At 45.5% G+C, this 15,270-nt stretch carries 12 protein-coding genes; 8 read left to right on the forward strand and 4 right to left on the reverse strand.

All coding sequences use genetic code 11. From position 1 onward, the window contains the following. Positions 1–190 precede the first annotated feature (190 nt). The 6 genes from AC5EF3_RS11365 to AC5EF3_RS11390 all read left to right on the forward strand — a co-directional run bounded on the left by AC5EF3_RS11365 (position 191) and on the right by AC5EF3_RS11390 (position 8,003). A complete protein-coding gene (locus AC5EF3_RS11365; RefSeq protein WP_015827170.1) occupies positions 191–820 on the forward strand; it encodes a DUF2497 domain-containing protein in 630 nt (209 codons plus the stop codon). A 110-nt stretch (positions 821–930) separates the two neighbouring features. Next, positions 931–4,116: a valine--tRNA ligase gene (locus tag AC5EF3_RS11370; RefSeq protein WP_493548125.1), complete on the forward strand. Its 3,186-nt coding sequence runs from the start codon at positions 931–933 to the stop codon at positions 4,114–4,116. Positions 4,117–4,125: 9 nt separating this feature from the next. After that, entirely contained in the window at positions 4,126–5,175 is a 1,050-nt protein-coding gene (locus tag AC5EF3_RS11375) for an isoaspartyl peptidase/L-asparaginase family protein (protein ID WP_493548126.1), read from the forward strand. 64 nt (positions 5,176–5,239) lie between these two features. Beyond that, positions 5,240–6,304, forward strand: coding sequence for a DUF3137 domain-containing protein (locus AC5EF3_RS11380; RefSeq protein WP_493548127.1), 1,065 nt, complete (start codon positions 5,240–5,242; stop codon positions 6,302–6,304). Between the two features lie 160 nt (positions 6,305–6,464). Continuing rightward, the gene (locus AC5EF3_RS11385) at positions 6,465–6,872 is read left to right on the forward strand and encodes a hypothetical protein (protein ID WP_015827174.1); all 408 of its coding nucleotides are present in this window, start codon (positions 6,465–6,467) and stop codon (positions 6,870–6,872) included. 123 nt (positions 6,873–6,995) lie between these two features. Beyond that, positions 6,996–8,003, forward strand: a complete 1,008-nt coding sequence (locus tag AC5EF3_RS11390; protein ID WP_493548151.1) for an alpha/beta fold hydrolase — start codon at positions 6,996–6,998, stop codon at positions 8,001–8,003. A gap of 36 nt (positions 8,004–8,039) precedes the next feature. On the opposite strand, the gene AC5EF3_RS11395 is transcribed toward AC5EF3_RS11390, so the two are convergent. From AC5EF3_RS11395 to AC5EF3_RS11405, 3 genes are read right to left on the reverse strand one after another with little or no spacing between them, the layout of a single operon-like run. Then, positions 8,040–8,435 (reverse strand): DUF983 domain-containing protein, encoded by a 396-nt coding sequence (locus AC5EF3_RS11395; protein WP_493548128.1) that lies wholly within the window; start codon positions 8,433–8,435, stop codon positions 8,040–8,042. Next, positions 8,432–9,211: an exodeoxyribonuclease III gene (xth, locus tag AC5EF3_RS11400; protein ID WP_493548129.1), complete on the reverse strand. Its 780-nt coding sequence runs from the start codon at positions 9,209–9,211 to the stop codon at positions 8,432–8,434. The genes AC5EF3_RS11395 and xth overlap by 4 nt, the downstream gene beginning before the upstream one ends. Before the next feature lie 51 nt (positions 9,212–9,262). Next, positions 9,263–11,650, reverse strand: a complete 2,388-nt coding sequence (locus AC5EF3_RS11405) for an AsmA family protein (RefSeq protein ID WP_493548130.1) — start codon at positions 11,648–11,650, stop codon at positions 9,263–9,265. A gap of 429 nt (positions 11,651–12,079) precedes the next feature. Between AC5EF3_RS11405 and AC5EF3_RS11410 the strand changes: the two genes are divergently transcribed. Next, positions 12,080–12,964 (forward strand): metallophosphoesterase family protein, encoded by an 885-nt coding sequence (locus AC5EF3_RS11410; RefSeq protein WP_493548131.1) that lies wholly within the window; start codon positions 12,080–12,082, stop codon positions 12,962–12,964. A gap of 158 nt (positions 12,965–13,122) precedes the next feature. Then, positions 13,123–14,079: a LysR family transcriptional regulator gene (locus tag AC5EF3_RS11415; RefSeq protein WP_493548132.1), complete on the forward strand. Its 957-nt coding sequence runs from the start codon at positions 13,123–13,125 to the stop codon at positions 14,077–14,079. A 16-nt stretch (positions 14,080–14,095) separates the two neighbouring features. Here the strand turns inward: AC5EF3_RS11415 and metC are convergent, their stop codons facing one another. Next, positions 14,096–15,265, reverse strand: coding sequence for a cystathionine beta-lyase (gene metC, locus AC5EF3_RS11420; protein ID WP_493548133.1), 1,170 nt, complete (start codon positions 15,263–15,265; stop codon positions 14,096–14,098). Positions 15,266–15,270: the final 5 nt, after the last annotated feature.

Genomic DNA, 15,270 nt, shown 5'->3' on the forward strand with positions numbered 1-15,270 from the left:
GCGGCTATGGGAGCGCTGACACCTGAATCTCTTGGTGTTAATCTTTCCTTATAACTCTAAGACTTAATGCATATCTAACGAACAACGTCCTTTCTTAGAAAGGCGTTGTTAACTACATTTTGCCTAATGTTTAGGTGATTCTAGTGCTTCTGAATGTATGAAGCCGAAAGTTATGTATTAGAGGCGCGTCATGTCAGCTGAAGAAGCCGCATCAGAACCAACCATGGAAGAAATTCTTGCTTCCATCCGCAAGATCATTTCTGAAGATGACGAACCAGCTCCAACTGAAGCTGATGCGAGTGCTGCTGATGTGCTCGATCTCTCAGATGCTGAGCAGATTGACGATGATCCAGTTGATCTAGATTTAACTGAACCTGAAGAAGAATTCGACATGGCAGCGGCCATGGAAGAAATGGCAGAAGACGTTGAACCGCAAAGTGATGTTGTGGTTGTTGATGCTGATGAATGGGCTGAAGATGAACCCGAAGTCGATATGGCGGATTGGGGAATCGAAGAAGAGCCAGAGCCTGAGCCTGTTGCTGAACCAGTAGCGGCTGCACCAGAACCTGCGCCAAAGCCTGCACCAGCTCCTGAACCAGAATCCGAAGGTTTGGTTGCAGCCGCAACAGCGGATGCGACAGCAGGTCAGTTGGGCAAGTTGATGGGCTCCATGATGCTATCCCAAGGCACAACGATTGAAGACTTGGTGCGTGAAATGCTAAAACCCATGCTTAAAGAATGGCTAGATGGGAATCTGCCGCAGCTTGTTGAGCAGGAAGTCCAAAAAGAGCTTCAACGTATTTCTCGTATGGCGAGATAGACGCGAGTATCTCCAAGATATTCAAAAAAAAATCAATGATCATAAGAGTACAGCCTCAAACTGTGCTCTTTTTTCGTTGCGGCGTGTGATAATTATTGTATCAACACCTCATGCTTGACTCACATTTCGACCATAGTGTCTCCGAACCGAAAATTTATGATAGCTGGGAAAAATCCGGCGCATTCAAACCCAAAATGGAAACGGAGGGTGCAGCTGATGCTTATTCCATCGTTATCCCGCCGCCCAATGTCACGGGTGTGCTGCACATGGGGCATGCGTTAAACAACACATTGCAGGATTTGTTGTGTCGTTATCAACGTATGCAAGGCAAGGATGTTTTATGGCAACCGGGGACTGACCATGCCGGTATTGCGACGCAGATGGTTGTTGAGCGCCAATTGGCTGCTGAAGGCAATCAAAGCGCGGCGAGCCTTGGGCGTGACAAATTCATTGAACGTGTGTGGGAATGGAAAGAAAAGTCCGGCGGACAAATCATCAATCAGCTTAAGCGTCTTGGTGCCAGCTGTGATTGGTCACGCGAACGTTTTACGCTTGATGAAGGTCTGTCCAAAGCAGTTACTAAAGTTTTCGTTGAGCTACACCAGCAAGGGCTGATCTACCGTGACAAGCGTCTGGTCAACTGGGACCCGCATTTCCAATCTGCGATTTCTGACCTTGAAGTGGATAATGTGGAAGTTGATGGCCACATGTGGCATTTCAAATATCCATTGCAGGGCGGTGAGACATATACTTACGTTGAAAAAGACGAGGACGGTAATGTCACGCTGGAAGAAGAGCGCGATTATATTTCTATCGCGACGACACGTCCTGAAACCATGCTGGGTGATGGAGCAGTCGCCGTTCACCCAAGCGATGAGCGCTATAAGCCTATCGTGGGTAAATTGTGTGAGATACCTGTTGGCCCTAAGGGTGATCGCCGTTTGATCCCGATCATTACAGACCTATACCCTGATCCAGAATTTGGGTCTGGTGCGGTGAAGATTACCGGTGCGCATGACGCCAACGACTATGGCGTTGCCCAGCGTAATAATATTCCAATGTATCGCCTTATGGATGTGAAAGCGTCCATGCGTGATGATGGTGAGCCTTATGCAGTATCGGCTGCAAAAGCGCGTGAAATCTTGGCATCTGGAGAGTTTACGTCTTCAGAAATTGACGCGATTAATTTGGTGCCGGATGAGTATCGCGGCCTTGATCGTTTTGAAGCGCGTAAAAAAGTTGTGCAAGCGATCACAGATGAAGGGCTTGCGGTGATGACCACTGCGACCCGTAAGACCAAGGATGAAGACGGTAACAAAATAGAAGTTACCGAAACTGTCCCTTACGTTGAAAATAAAAAAATCATGCAACCATTTGGTGACCGTTCAGGCGTGGTGATTGAGCCCATGCTGACGGATCAATGGTATGTGGATGCAGCTAAACTTGCTGGTCCTGCTGTGGATGCAGTGAAAGAGGGCAAAACACGCTTTGTGCCCGAAAATTGGTCTAAAACATATTATAACTGGATGGATGAGATTGAGCCTTGGTGTATCTCACGTCAGCTCTGGTGGGGACACCGTATACCGGCATGGTATGGGCCAAATATTCCCAAAGGTGGGATCCTCGAAACTGGAGCTGACTTTAGTGGAGAGGATATTCCTTTTGTTGCATCAAGTGAAGCAGATGCCATAAAGGCGGTCGCTGCTTATTATGATGTACCTGAAAGCAAAGTGGTGGTTCGAGACGATTCGAGTTCAAAACTACGTATTGTTGATTTTGGAATAAGTGCGGCCTTAGAAAATGGAGGTGGCAAAGTAGATAGTGTTACCATCCAACGAGACAAAGACGTACTCGACACATGGTTCTCGTCTGCGCTTTGGCCATTCTCGACTATGGGCTGGCCGGACAAGACGCCTGAATTGGATAAATTCTACCCAACTGCCACGCTGGTAACAGGCTTTGATATTATCTTCTTCTGGGTGGCCCGCATGATGATGCAGGGTATCCATTTCATGAAAGAAGTGCCGTTTAAGGATGTTTATATCCACGCGCTTGTTTTGGATGAAGACGGTAAGAAAATGTCTAAATCCATCGGGAATGTGATCGATCCGATCGATATTATCGATGGCTGTGATTTTGATACATTGATCGCCAAGCGCGTGAAAGACATCAAAAAAACGGGTAATGAGAAAAAAGACAAAGCCGCTGAAAAAGCCATTACCAACAAAACCAAACAGCAATTTCCAGATGGTATTCCCGCGTGTGGTACGGATGCGCTTCGCTTCACTCTAGCATCCCAAGCGGCACAAGGGCGTGATATTCGTCTCTCGATTGATCGTGTAGTGGGCTATCGTAACTTTGGAACTAAGCTTTGGAATGCGGCGCGTTTTTGTGAAATGAACGAATGCGCTTTGTGGGAACAACATGAGTTTGATCCGCTAAAAGTTGAGCATACGCTAAATAAATGGATCGTGTCTGAAGTTGCCAAAGCAACGGCAGATATCACGAAAAACATTGATGAATATCGTTTCAACGATGCTGCCTCAGCTGCTTATAAATTCACATGGCATGTCTTCTGTGACTGGTATTTGGAGCTGATGAAACCATTGCTTAATGGCGATGATGAAACAGCAAAAGCAGAGACGCGTAAAACAGCTGCGTGGACACTGAATCAGATTATTCACTTGCTTCACCCATTCATGCCATTCATTACTGAAGCGTTGTGGGCGGACCAAGCAGAGTTTCGTGCAGATAAAACGGCACTTCTTTGCAACCAAGCATGGCCTTCCTTTGGTCCTGAAGCGGCATCAATGGAAGCTGAGGCTGAGATTGACTGGGTGATTAACACAATCACAGATATTCGCTCTGCGCGTGCTGATCTTAATATACCAGCAGGTGCCAAACTGCCTGTGAGTGTATTGAATGCAAATGACCTCACTAAGCAAAGAGTGAGAGACTATAAAGGCATTATCGAACGCCTTGCGCGTTTGGAAGATCTGAACGTTTCCAAGAATGCACCAAGTGGCACTGTGTCAATTGTTGTTGAAGAGGCAACTTTCGCGCTTGAAGTGTCTGATGTCATTGATCTAGGCGCAGAGAAAGAGCGTCTGGACCGTGAAATCGGCAAGCTGAATGCGGAAATGGAAATCATTGATAAGCAGCTTTCTAATGAGAATTTCGTGTCGCGTGCGCCTGCGCATGTTGTGGCCGAGAAACAGGATCGACGTTCTGAATTGACGCAGTCTATCGAAAAACTCAAAGAAGCATTTGCGACACTGGAAGCAATCTTCAAATAGGGCGCTGATATGCTGAATCTTTCTCGTCGGGTATTGTTGGTCAGCTGTGGATTTGTCTTTTCATGCTTTGCTCTGCCATCTTGTGCGCAAACAGGCGATAAGGTTCAAACCAGCGGCCTCCACACCACAATGGAATTTGCTGAGGCTCAAGAATGGACATTGGTAATTCACGGCGGAGCTGGTGTGATTGAACGCAAGCATATGACGGCAGAAAGAGAGCTTGCCTATCATAAAGGATTAGAAGAGGCTTTGCTTGCTGGCCAAACGGTTCTTGCTAATGGTGGTGAAGCACTTGATGCTGTGGAAGCAGCGGTGATTTTACTAGAAGATAATCCAGCTTTTAATGCAGGACATGGCGCTGTTTTGACGGCTGCTGGTGATCATGAATTAGATGCATCCATTATGGATGGCCGCAACACCAATGCGGGGGCAGTTGCTGGCGTGAAAACCGTCAAAAACCCAGTGCTTGCGGCGCGTGCTGTGATGGAAAAATCCGAGCATGTAATGTTTGCAGGTGAGGCTGCCTCTGAATTTGCGCACAGTCATGGCGTTGAGCGTGTTGAAAATACCTATTTCACAACAGAGGCGCGTAAAGCTGCGCTTGAGCGTGTGTTAAAAACGCGTGCTGAGAAGGCTGATAAGCGCGGCACAGTCGGTGCTGTGGCGATTGATGTGCGCGGCAATATAGCAGCCGCAACTTCAACAGGCGGCATGACAGCCAAAGCACCTGGCCGCGTTGGGGATGCCCCCATTGTGGGCGCGGGTGTGTATGCGGACAATAATGGATGCGGTGTCTCTGCGACGGGACATGGTGAGTATTTCATTCGAACAGCCGTTGCTAAGACCGTTTGTTCAAGGATTGAATTGCTGGATGAGTCCCCTGAAGATGCTGGTAAGGTGGCGCTTGATAAAGTGGCTGACCTTGGCGGTGATGGCGGCGTGATCGTTATTTCAAAAACTGGGGCTTCTGCGTTTGTATTCAACACGCCGGGAATGTTTCGCGGTATTGTGACAGCTGATGGAACAATTGAAACACGCATTTATGGGGATGCGCCTTAATCTGGATGGATTATTGAGGCTTTAGCCAAACTGTGCAGAATGAGAATTACTGGAAGGGGATTTCATGACAGATCATTCTGAAACAGATGTCGAAGCTGCGTTTAAAACGCTGCCGCCTGAGTTTGATGCATTCAAACAAGTCTATCGTGATGAGATATTACCTTCCTTGCAAGCACGCGAAGGTGACAGAATAGCCGCCGCCGAAAAAGCACACACATATACAAGGCTAGGTGTCGCTATAGGCGGAGCAATTGCTTTAATTGGTCTTGCTTTGACGCGTTCGCCTTTTGCTATGTTTCTTGGTGGAATAGCCGGAATGGGATTGTTTTCATATGGGCGCCATGGTCTCAATGACTTAAAACGTGAAGCCAAATTGCTCATCGTTGAAACTGCTGCAAATGGATTTGATCTGCAATATAATCCCGAGCCAGCTTCTCCTCTTGTGCTTAGTCGTTTTCGTAATCTTGGATTGATCCCGAGTTGGGATAGGGAAAGTTTTGAAGACCAGCTTTTAGGAACACGCGGCAGTACGAATTTTGAATTTTTTGAAGCCCACCTAGAAGATAAACGCACGCGATCAGATGGAAAAGGGCGCACGCGAACTGAATGGGTCACGGTTTTTAAAGGCCAATGTTTGGTGATGAATTTTCACAAGCCATTCAATGGACTGACAAAAGTGTTTCGTGATTTGGGTGTTCTCAATGTTTTCAATAAAATCGGGAATAAATTATCCGGCCACAATTTGGAACGTGTGCGTTTAGAAGATCCCAAATTTGAAAAAGCATTTGAAGTTTTCTCTAATGATCAGATTGAATCTCGCTTTCTGCTGACGCCAGATTTTATGGAGAGGCTGCTCGAACTTGAGCGCATTTTCCAAGGCGGCAAATTGCGCTGTGCATTTTCGGGCGGTGAGTTATTTGTGTGTGTAGAAGGCGGTGATTTATTCGAACCGGGCTCTATGTTTACTCCGCTCGATAATCCTGATCGCATACGCGAGTTGATGGAAGATTTTGTCGCGGTTTTCCAATTGATTGATAGTGTGTCAGATCGTGCAGGACGTGCGCCTGCAGCCAAGCCTGATGAAGACAATACCCAGTCGGATGGGGGTGAAAACGGTCCATGGACTTAAATATATCTGTGCTAAAACAATAATTTAAAAGAATTTAATGTTGGGTGATCGGCATGTTTTCGCCCAGAAGTGGCCACATCACCTCGATAACTTCATTTCATATTCAGGTGAGACTTTATAAGTTTAGCCTAGAGAAATACAATTTTGAACGGAGATATATATGACTTTTCAATTGCGCAACGCATCTAAATTTTTCATCGTCAGTGTCTCTGCTCTTGCACTTGCTGGAACTGCTCATGCTGGATCATGTTCGTCCATGCAAAAAGAATTAGTCAATGTTGGTAATGAGATTGTCGGCATGCAAGCTGACCGTGAAGAGATTGTCGCAACGTTTGAATTGCACAATAATGAACGCGCCGCAGCCAAGGCTGAATTGGCCAATCTTGAGACTGGTGTCATAAAGATGACGAAAGACGAAAAAGCCGGATATGAAGCAAGTGTAGAAGAGCATCACGCTCAAGCTGAAGAGGCAAAAAGCAAACTTGAATTGATGAATGTGTCGTTGATGGAAAAAGCTGAAGCTTACAATGAAAAGACAACAGCATTTAACACCAAATGCATTGGCTAAATTAGAAAATTACTAGATTTATCAATCACTCGCTGAGCTATATGTTTGGCGAGTTTTTTGTGAAAAAGGATATAGTCAGAGATGAAAAGAGCAGGCGTTATGAGACGAAATAAACATCTTTCAATGCTGAGTGCATTTTGCGCTTGTTTCGCTTTGACTGCGTGTGTGACGTCATCTGTTACAGCTGAGCCTAAAGTGGCGGAAGCTAAAATCTCTTACGGAAAGTCGCTAGAAAAATATGCATATCCGTTTGAAGTACAAACATTTCAATTCTCGTCTCAAGGCCAGAGCCTTGAAATGGCGTATATGTATTTGCCTGCAACCGAGAATTCAAAAGGCATTATCACGCTATTGCATGGGAAAAACTTTAATGGCGCTTACTGGCAACAAACGGCGGCATATCTGCATGGATTAGGCTATGGTGTTTTAATGCCGGATCAGATTGGGTTTGGAAAATCGTCTAAACCCACAGATTACCAATATAGTTTTCCAGCATTGGCGAATAATACAAAGGCGCTGTTAGATCATTTAGATATTCAATCATCTCACATTATTGGTCATTCCATGGGAGGGATGTTGGCGTCTCGATTTGCTTTGCAATACCCTGAGGCTACTGAGAAATTGACGCTGGTAAATCCTATCGGATTAGAAAATTACTTGCACTATGTCGAATATAAAGACGTTGATTTTTTCTATCAAAATGAGCTTGGTCAAAAGCCAGAGAAAATTGCCGCTTATCAGCAGAAAAACTATTACGATGGTGCTTGGAATGAGGAATATGAAGCCCTCACCATTCCGCTTGTCGGTTGGGTGAATGGTCCAGATTGGTCGCTATTAGCGCAGGTGAGCGCACGCACATATGATATGATTTTTAGCGGTCCGGTGATTGAAGAATTTGATGATTTCAAAATGCCCGTCACTTTAATTTTGGGTACGCGTGATCGCACAGGCCCAGGGCGCAATTGGAAAAAATCCGACGTTGATTATGAATTAGGACGGTATGATCAATTGGGCGATCAAGTTAAAGCGCGCAATCCAAGCATTCATTTGATTGAATTAGATGATCTTGGTCACCTTCCACATATTGAAGATTTTGATCGCTTCCAAAAAGCTTTAAATCAAACATTTTAATTGTGTGAGGTTATATCATCTAGCAGCGCAAAATGATTAATCGTGTGCTTGATCACCAGCTTGCGATTTCCAGATTGCACCGATGAATATCGCTTTGGCGAATGGCAAAACCATCAAACACGAGGCAAGTGCACTGATCATAAGTGCGGGAAACAGAAACCACATAGGTATCTCATATCGCGTCACAAGAACCAGAATAGGTGACCAGATATGCCCAACGATCAAGATGGTCAGCCATGCTGGGCCATCATCTGCGCGCACCGCGCCTAAGTGAGCGCTGCAATTGTCGCAATGCTCAACTTGTTTGATGTATTTGGTCCACAATTTTCCTTGCCCGCAATTGGGGCAACAACCCTTTATTGTACGCTTGATAGCTTGCCACATCGTATCTGGGCTGTTTGTGACATCAATGGGTTCAGGCAGGGCCGTCATAGCTCGAATTCACCTATAATTGGCACATGGTCAGATGGTTTAGTCATGCCGCGCGCATCTTTATAAATGGATATTGATTTCAATTTATCAGCAGCTTGCGGACTGCAAAGCAAATGGTCAATTCTGATGCCATTGTCTTTTTGCCAAGCACCGGCCTGATAATCCCAGAATGTATATTGGTGGCCGCGATTATCACGTGCGGCAAAGCCTTCAGTATATCCCATCCATTGAAGTTCACGAAACTTGCCGCGCGTTTCAGGCTGGGCAAGCGCATCATCTACCCATGCGGCAGGATCGTAACAATCCTCATCACGAGGAATGCAATTGTAATCTCCAGCCAAAACGACCGCTTCTTCATAGGAGAGCAATTCTTTTGCGCGTGCATTCAGGCGGTCCATCCAAGCGAGTTTGTAGTCAAACTTAGGGCCGGGGAAGGGGTTGCCATTAGGCAGGTATATGGAGGCCACACGCACAGGCGTTTCGCCCATAATAAGAGCTTCTATATAGCGAGCTTGATCATCTTCATCATCCCCCGGCAGTCCAATTTGAACATCTTCTATCGGGTGTTTGGAGAGGATCGCCACGCCATTATAGCTTTTTTGACCATGGGTAATGATGTTATATCCCATGTCCTCAATTTCGAGGCGCGGGAAATTGTCATCAATACATTTAATTTCCTGAAAGCACACAACATCAAGCTCAAGGTTTTTCAAAACCTCAAGCACGGTCGGTAAGCGTGCATTCACCGAGTTTACATTCCAAGACGCAATTTTCATAACATCTTTGGTAGCAGTCCTTATTGAGTCGGTCGATTCAGAAAATGAGCTCTATTTGAAAAGATCGCGAAGCTTTTTCTTCGCTTCTTCTTCTAATTGCTCTTCTATGGACTTTTCCTCTTCATCAACCTCTTCTTCAGGTCCAACTGTTTCAGTCGAGCTGGTTGCTGAATCTGCTGTTGCAGTCGGAGAAGGTGTTGCTGTCGGAGTCGGTGTAGCCGCTGGCTTCTTAATGCCCAACGCATTTCCAAGCGCATTGCCAATGGCTTCTTTGCGAGCATCATCTGCTTCTTTGCCGCTGCCTAGAATATTGCCTGTATTACCACCGAGAGCTTTATCTAGTCCCAATTCCTTTTGAATAAGGTTTTGCGCTTCATTTTTGAGCTGTTGAGTCAGTTGTTCCTTTAACCAGTCTTGATCCAGACCAACTGACAATTTATTCCAACTACCGGATATTTTAATGGGCGGTGCAAATCCGTTTATCCCGAGTGATTTATCACCTGATTTTGGGAACATGCTCAATGAAAGTGTACGGTTTCCAAGGTCGAGTTGACCTTGGCCTGGGATTTCCAAACCAGGCGTTACAAAGTTGAAAGCGTTGGTTGAAGCCACACCTTTATTAATATTGAAATCAGCTGCAAACTCTGTGAAATCTGTTTCTTGTTCTTCAGATAACGCGCTTGGGATTGTGCCTGTATTTAGAAACTCTGTGGCTGACCGCATGAGCTGAGCCGCATTCAGTCCCTTTATGGCACCATCATCAAACTTGAATGCACCCGCACCTGAGAGTGAACTCATAATGCTGGACATTGAAGCGCCAGTTCCATTTATCGAAATGTTGAAACCACCAACACCTTCAACTTTGTCAAAATCAGCGACAGCACCAAGAAACGGGGCTGCGTTCAATGCGTTCAAACTCGCAATCATCTCAACTTTTGGTGTTGCTGCTGATGCGTCTGCAACGATTTTGGCAGAACCTTTACCGCCATATAGGGATGTTTCTGTGAGGTCGGCGACAAGCTTACCATTGATGATTGTGGTATTAAGCAAAGTCTTGCCAATATCTATGCCTTGGAATTTCAGACCTTCGGCCTCAATTTTAAGATCAACATCAACGGATTTTAGAGGAGATAGGTCAAGAGGAATGTCTTGCCACCCATCCGTTTTGTTTGTGGATTTAGGCTTTTCGGTTGCGCCAGAGGCTGCCGCATAATTTGTGGCATTAATTGTGTTGGTTTTCAAATTACCTGTCAGCTTTGGTTTAGCGCCTGAGAGGTTAAGCAGCATGTTTCCCGTGCCGACGATATCATCAAATTTGAGTGTTGCGTTTGAAAGCGACACGGATTCGAGCGAGCCTTGTGTCTGACCGTCTAAAGAAAAGCTGCGATAAATATCACCTTCTGGCAGCACAACATCAGCAGTTTGGGCAAGGGCTCTTAGGTTAGGGGCGTTGAAATCAAGGTCACCTTTGAACGCAATTTTCTCACCAACATTGGCACCGCCTGTAAAATCAATTTTCAGCAAATCACTAGTGTGTTTTAAGATGACATCGCTAAGAATGAGTGCACCAACTTGACCGTCGACTTTGGCTTTTACATTGGCTTTGCCCAGCGCTTTAGCTCCGGGTATTTCGATTTTCATGAAATCAGCGAAGGCTTGAAGGTCGGGAACTTCGGCGTTGGCCGTTAAATCAAGTCCGATCACATCACCAAGAACGATATTTCCATTAAAGCCTGTTGTTGCAAGGTCTGTTTTTAGATCAGCATTCACGGGTGTGGAGACACCCTCTAAAAGCTTTTGTAAATTTTCAACATCAGCGTTCAACTCGAACGGCAATTCATCGAGAATACCATCACCATCCACACCCAATGGGCCGTTTATTTCTGGCAGCTTGATAAGGATATTCAAGTTAGTGAGTGTATGTGTTTGTCCTGCCTGTCTGTCATCATAAGACAAATCACCATTGACGAGGCGGACATCACCAAGGCGAGCTTGCACAGCGTCTGGATTGGTTGGAGTCTCATCTTCTGGAGTAGGTGAGCCAGTTGATGTTGACGAGAAAGTCCAGTTGTTTTCGCCATTTTCCAATTTCACAAGTGAAAGTTTCGGGTCAACCAGTATAAACTCGTCGATCTCCACTTTCTGCGATAGCAATGGAAGGATTTTAACCGCAGCGCGCAGCTCTGTCATTGATGCAAAATCACTATCTCCAAACCCTTCAGGGTTGGCGATCACTGTTTGACCGGCAGACGCGGTGATTTTAGGGAAAAGTCTAAGTTTGATATCTCCGTTAATGGTGACATCACGTCCTAGCGCAGACTCGGCGACTGTTTCTATTTTGTCTTTATAGGCGGAAGAAGGAATGAAATGAACGGCAGCAACGAGACCACCAATAAGAACCGCAAAAATGGCAAGAATAATAAGAATAAAGCGGATCATAAAATAAGACCTTCTTGAACATAGGGTGTGCTACCCTTAGTAAGCAAAAACTATGGCATGTTAATGTCTACGCCACTGATTAACATGTATCTTAGATTTACCCAAAAAAAACCCTTTAAATAACTGTATAATTGTATTTTCTTTTGCAGAGACCTCACTATTTTAATTAAATCCATTTAATTTTTATTGAGCTATATGCGCTAGAAAGGGCTTAAGTCAGATTATGTCTGATCGTTGAAATATATCTTCTGTGACATAAATTGGGGCTGTTTCGTCAATAAATGGGCGTATTCCAAGTTCAGTAGACTGATCTGTATAAAAGACATAATGGTTGGCGTGGTTTTTGCTCTATGATTATCAACCATAACTCTTTGTTTGAGTTCGGGATTGAATGAGTAATTGAAGTTTAAGGAGCTTAGACGCAGGTCGATGCCAAATTGGGAAGATTTAAATGACTGGTTTTTAGAACGCCGACGCGATGCCGTTGCGCGATCCTATCAGTTATGGAGACGTGTCTTTTCCGATAAAAAATTGGCTAAAAAAGACCCAAATAGTCTATCCACTGAAGAAGCTCTAAATATTCCATTGCGTGAAACACGAGTACCTGAAGGTACGCGCGTCTATGCAGTTGGAGATATTCATGGACGCGCCGATTTGCTCAAGAAACTCATGGAAAAAATCCGTGAGGATGTCGCTCAAAGCAATGATCCAGAAACACGCAATGCGATTGTCTTTCTTGGTGATTATGTGGATAGGGGCTTTCAGTCCAAACAAGTTATAGATTTGCTTGTGAGTGAAGAATATTCTGAATTTGATCTGCGTTTCCTGCGCGGAAATCACGAAGAAACCTTCCTCGATTTTCTGTCTAATTCCGGTATCGGAGAAAGATGGGCTCAATATGGAGGGGTTGAAACGCTCGTTTCTTATAATGTCCAACCTCCACGCGGACGCGATAATTTTGATGGATGGGCGAAAGCGCGTCAGGATCTTATCGACAATATGCCTCTCAACCACCGCAGCTTCTTAGAGAGTTTAGAGGTGTGTCTCGTCTTGGGAGATTATGTCTTTGTTCACGCTGGTCTGCGTCCCGGGAAAAAACTGGAAGAGCAGTCAGAAAAAGATCTGATGTGGATACGTGATGATTTTCTCTATCACAAAGAGGCATTTGATAAGGTCGTGGTGCACGGGCACACGCCTATTAATGCACCGCATCGTGATTTTCGTCGTATCAGCATTGATACGGGTGCCTACATGACCAGCAAGCTAACAGCCGTGCGATTGTTTGAAGATCAAGTCGATTTTATCGTTACCTAAACGTCTCCACTGCCTTTTGAGCTTTCCCTAAATTTACTTTGGTATTGTGAAATATCGCGTCGGCGTTATCATTGTTGATGATAATGCATGTGCATGTGATTCATAATCCATGTGCGAACATGCCTTATCAAAGGCATTAAAGGGCGCTGGAATATATTATGGATAAGAAATTCGATCTAAATCTTCTCAATACATTCGATGCTTTGTGGCGAGAGAGAAATGTCACGCGAGCAGCGCGCCGTTTAAATGTGACCCAACCTGCCGTTTCAAATGCACTTTCCCGATTGCGTGAAACTTTCGGCGATGAATTATTCATTCGCACGCCTTCTGGTGTTGACCCAACAGAACGCTGTTCTGAAATCGCCATTGATGTGCGCGAAGCCCTTCGCCATGTTGAGCGGACATTGGCGTCACATGATAGTTTTGATCCAACAGTGTCCGAGCGCACTTTCCGTATCGGGGCGATGGACTATTTTGATCATGTCGTCTTGCCACCTCTTATGGAAGACTTGCGTAAAAAAGCACCCCGCGTTGATTTGAGAATCTCTCCGGTAAAATTGGGCGAGACCTATGATGCACTGGATTCTGGTGATCTCGACTTTTTGTTCTTCAGCGGCACCGAGCCACCAAAACGCATCAATTTTTCACCCATGCTAGAAGAGAAGTTTGTGCTGATCATGCGTGCCAACCATCCTAAAATGTGTCAGGAAATGACGTTGGATGCCTATGCTGATCTCACGCATATTGTCTTCTCAACACGTGGAGATAGTCATACACGCATTGATGATTTGCTGGCAGAAAATGGCCTACGCCGCAGAGTGGCGCTAACGTCTTCTCATCACACATCTATCGCAGAAACAGTGAGAGATACTGATATGGTGGCATTATCGCCATCGCGCCTTGCACATCGCTATGTGCATCGCGGTGGGTTGATAGCTGTTCAGCCACCTGTTGAGTTTCCACACTTTCATTTGCGCCTGTATTGGAGTCGTCGCTTGAATTCAGACCCGGGTGCCATGTGGTTGCGTAATATTTTGGGTGATGTGTGTAAAAATAGTCCTGTTTATGTGCCGCCGACAAAAGATGATATTTGCGCGATACCAGCGGCTCAATAAATGCCGCTTTGCAGCTCTAATAATTTAGAGCTGCAAATGCAGTTTCAAGATCGGCCTTAAGATCATTGGTATCCTCAAGCCCGATGGCGAGCCGAATAAGCGGGCCTTCAAATTGGCTTTGTTTATTCCCTCTATAGGACAATTGCGGGTTACAATTGACAACAAGGCTTTCAAATCCACCATAGGAAAAACCTAGCCCAAATATTTCAAATGCATTTAGGAAATTAATGACATCCTGCTGCGAGCAAGGCTTAAGTTCAAATGCAAATAGACCGGCTGAACCAGTGAAATCCCGTTTCCATATGGCATGGAAAGGATTTTCGGGAAGCGCTGGATGAAGGACAGCTTTCACTTCATCGCGGGTTTGGAGCCATGTTGCAATTTCCAATCCGGCGGCTTCATGCACTTTTAACCGCGTGGTCATTGTCCGCAGTCCGCGAAGCACGATATTTGCGTCCTCAGGAGAAGTGCAAAGACCAAGGTCTGCGGAAGCTTCTTGCAGTTTGGTCGCTATCTTTGCATCATTCATCAAAATAGCACCAGATAGCGAATCCGAATGTCCACCAGCGTATTTTGTCGTCGCCAGAATTGAGATATCGACGCCAAGATCGAGCGGGCGAAGATAAACACCAGATCCCCAGCAATTATCCAATGCTGTTGCGACACCACGCGCTTTAGCCGCTGCAACAATCGCGCGAATATCGGGTAGTTCAAATGTCAGAGAGCCGGGGCTTTCTATCATAATCAGCCGCGTATTATCTTGGATAAGGTCGGCAATACCAGCGCCGATAAGTGGGTCATAATATGTGACGCTGCCGCCAGTGCGTTTTAACGAGCGATTACAATAGCGCCGTGTCGGGCTGTAAACATTATCTGGAACCAGAATATGCTCACCTGCACCCACAAGTGCAAAAATAGGAAGCGTACAAGCAAGAAGACCTGACTCGGTCAGCAAACAATGCTCGGCATCTTCTAGCGCGCACAAAGCGTTTTTAAGCTCATCATGAACTTGCATACCGCCAATCCCATATGTGCGGATATTGTCCGCATACAGGTCTTCGGCTTTTTCGATGATGATGGTTGAAGCGCGGTGAATTGGTGGGCTAACTGCCCCCAATTGCTTGGCTGGATCACGGCCACTATGAATCATACGGGTAGATAAGGCGTGGTCTTTATTCTTACTCATGAAAC

The organism is Hirschia sp., assembly GCF_058892565.1.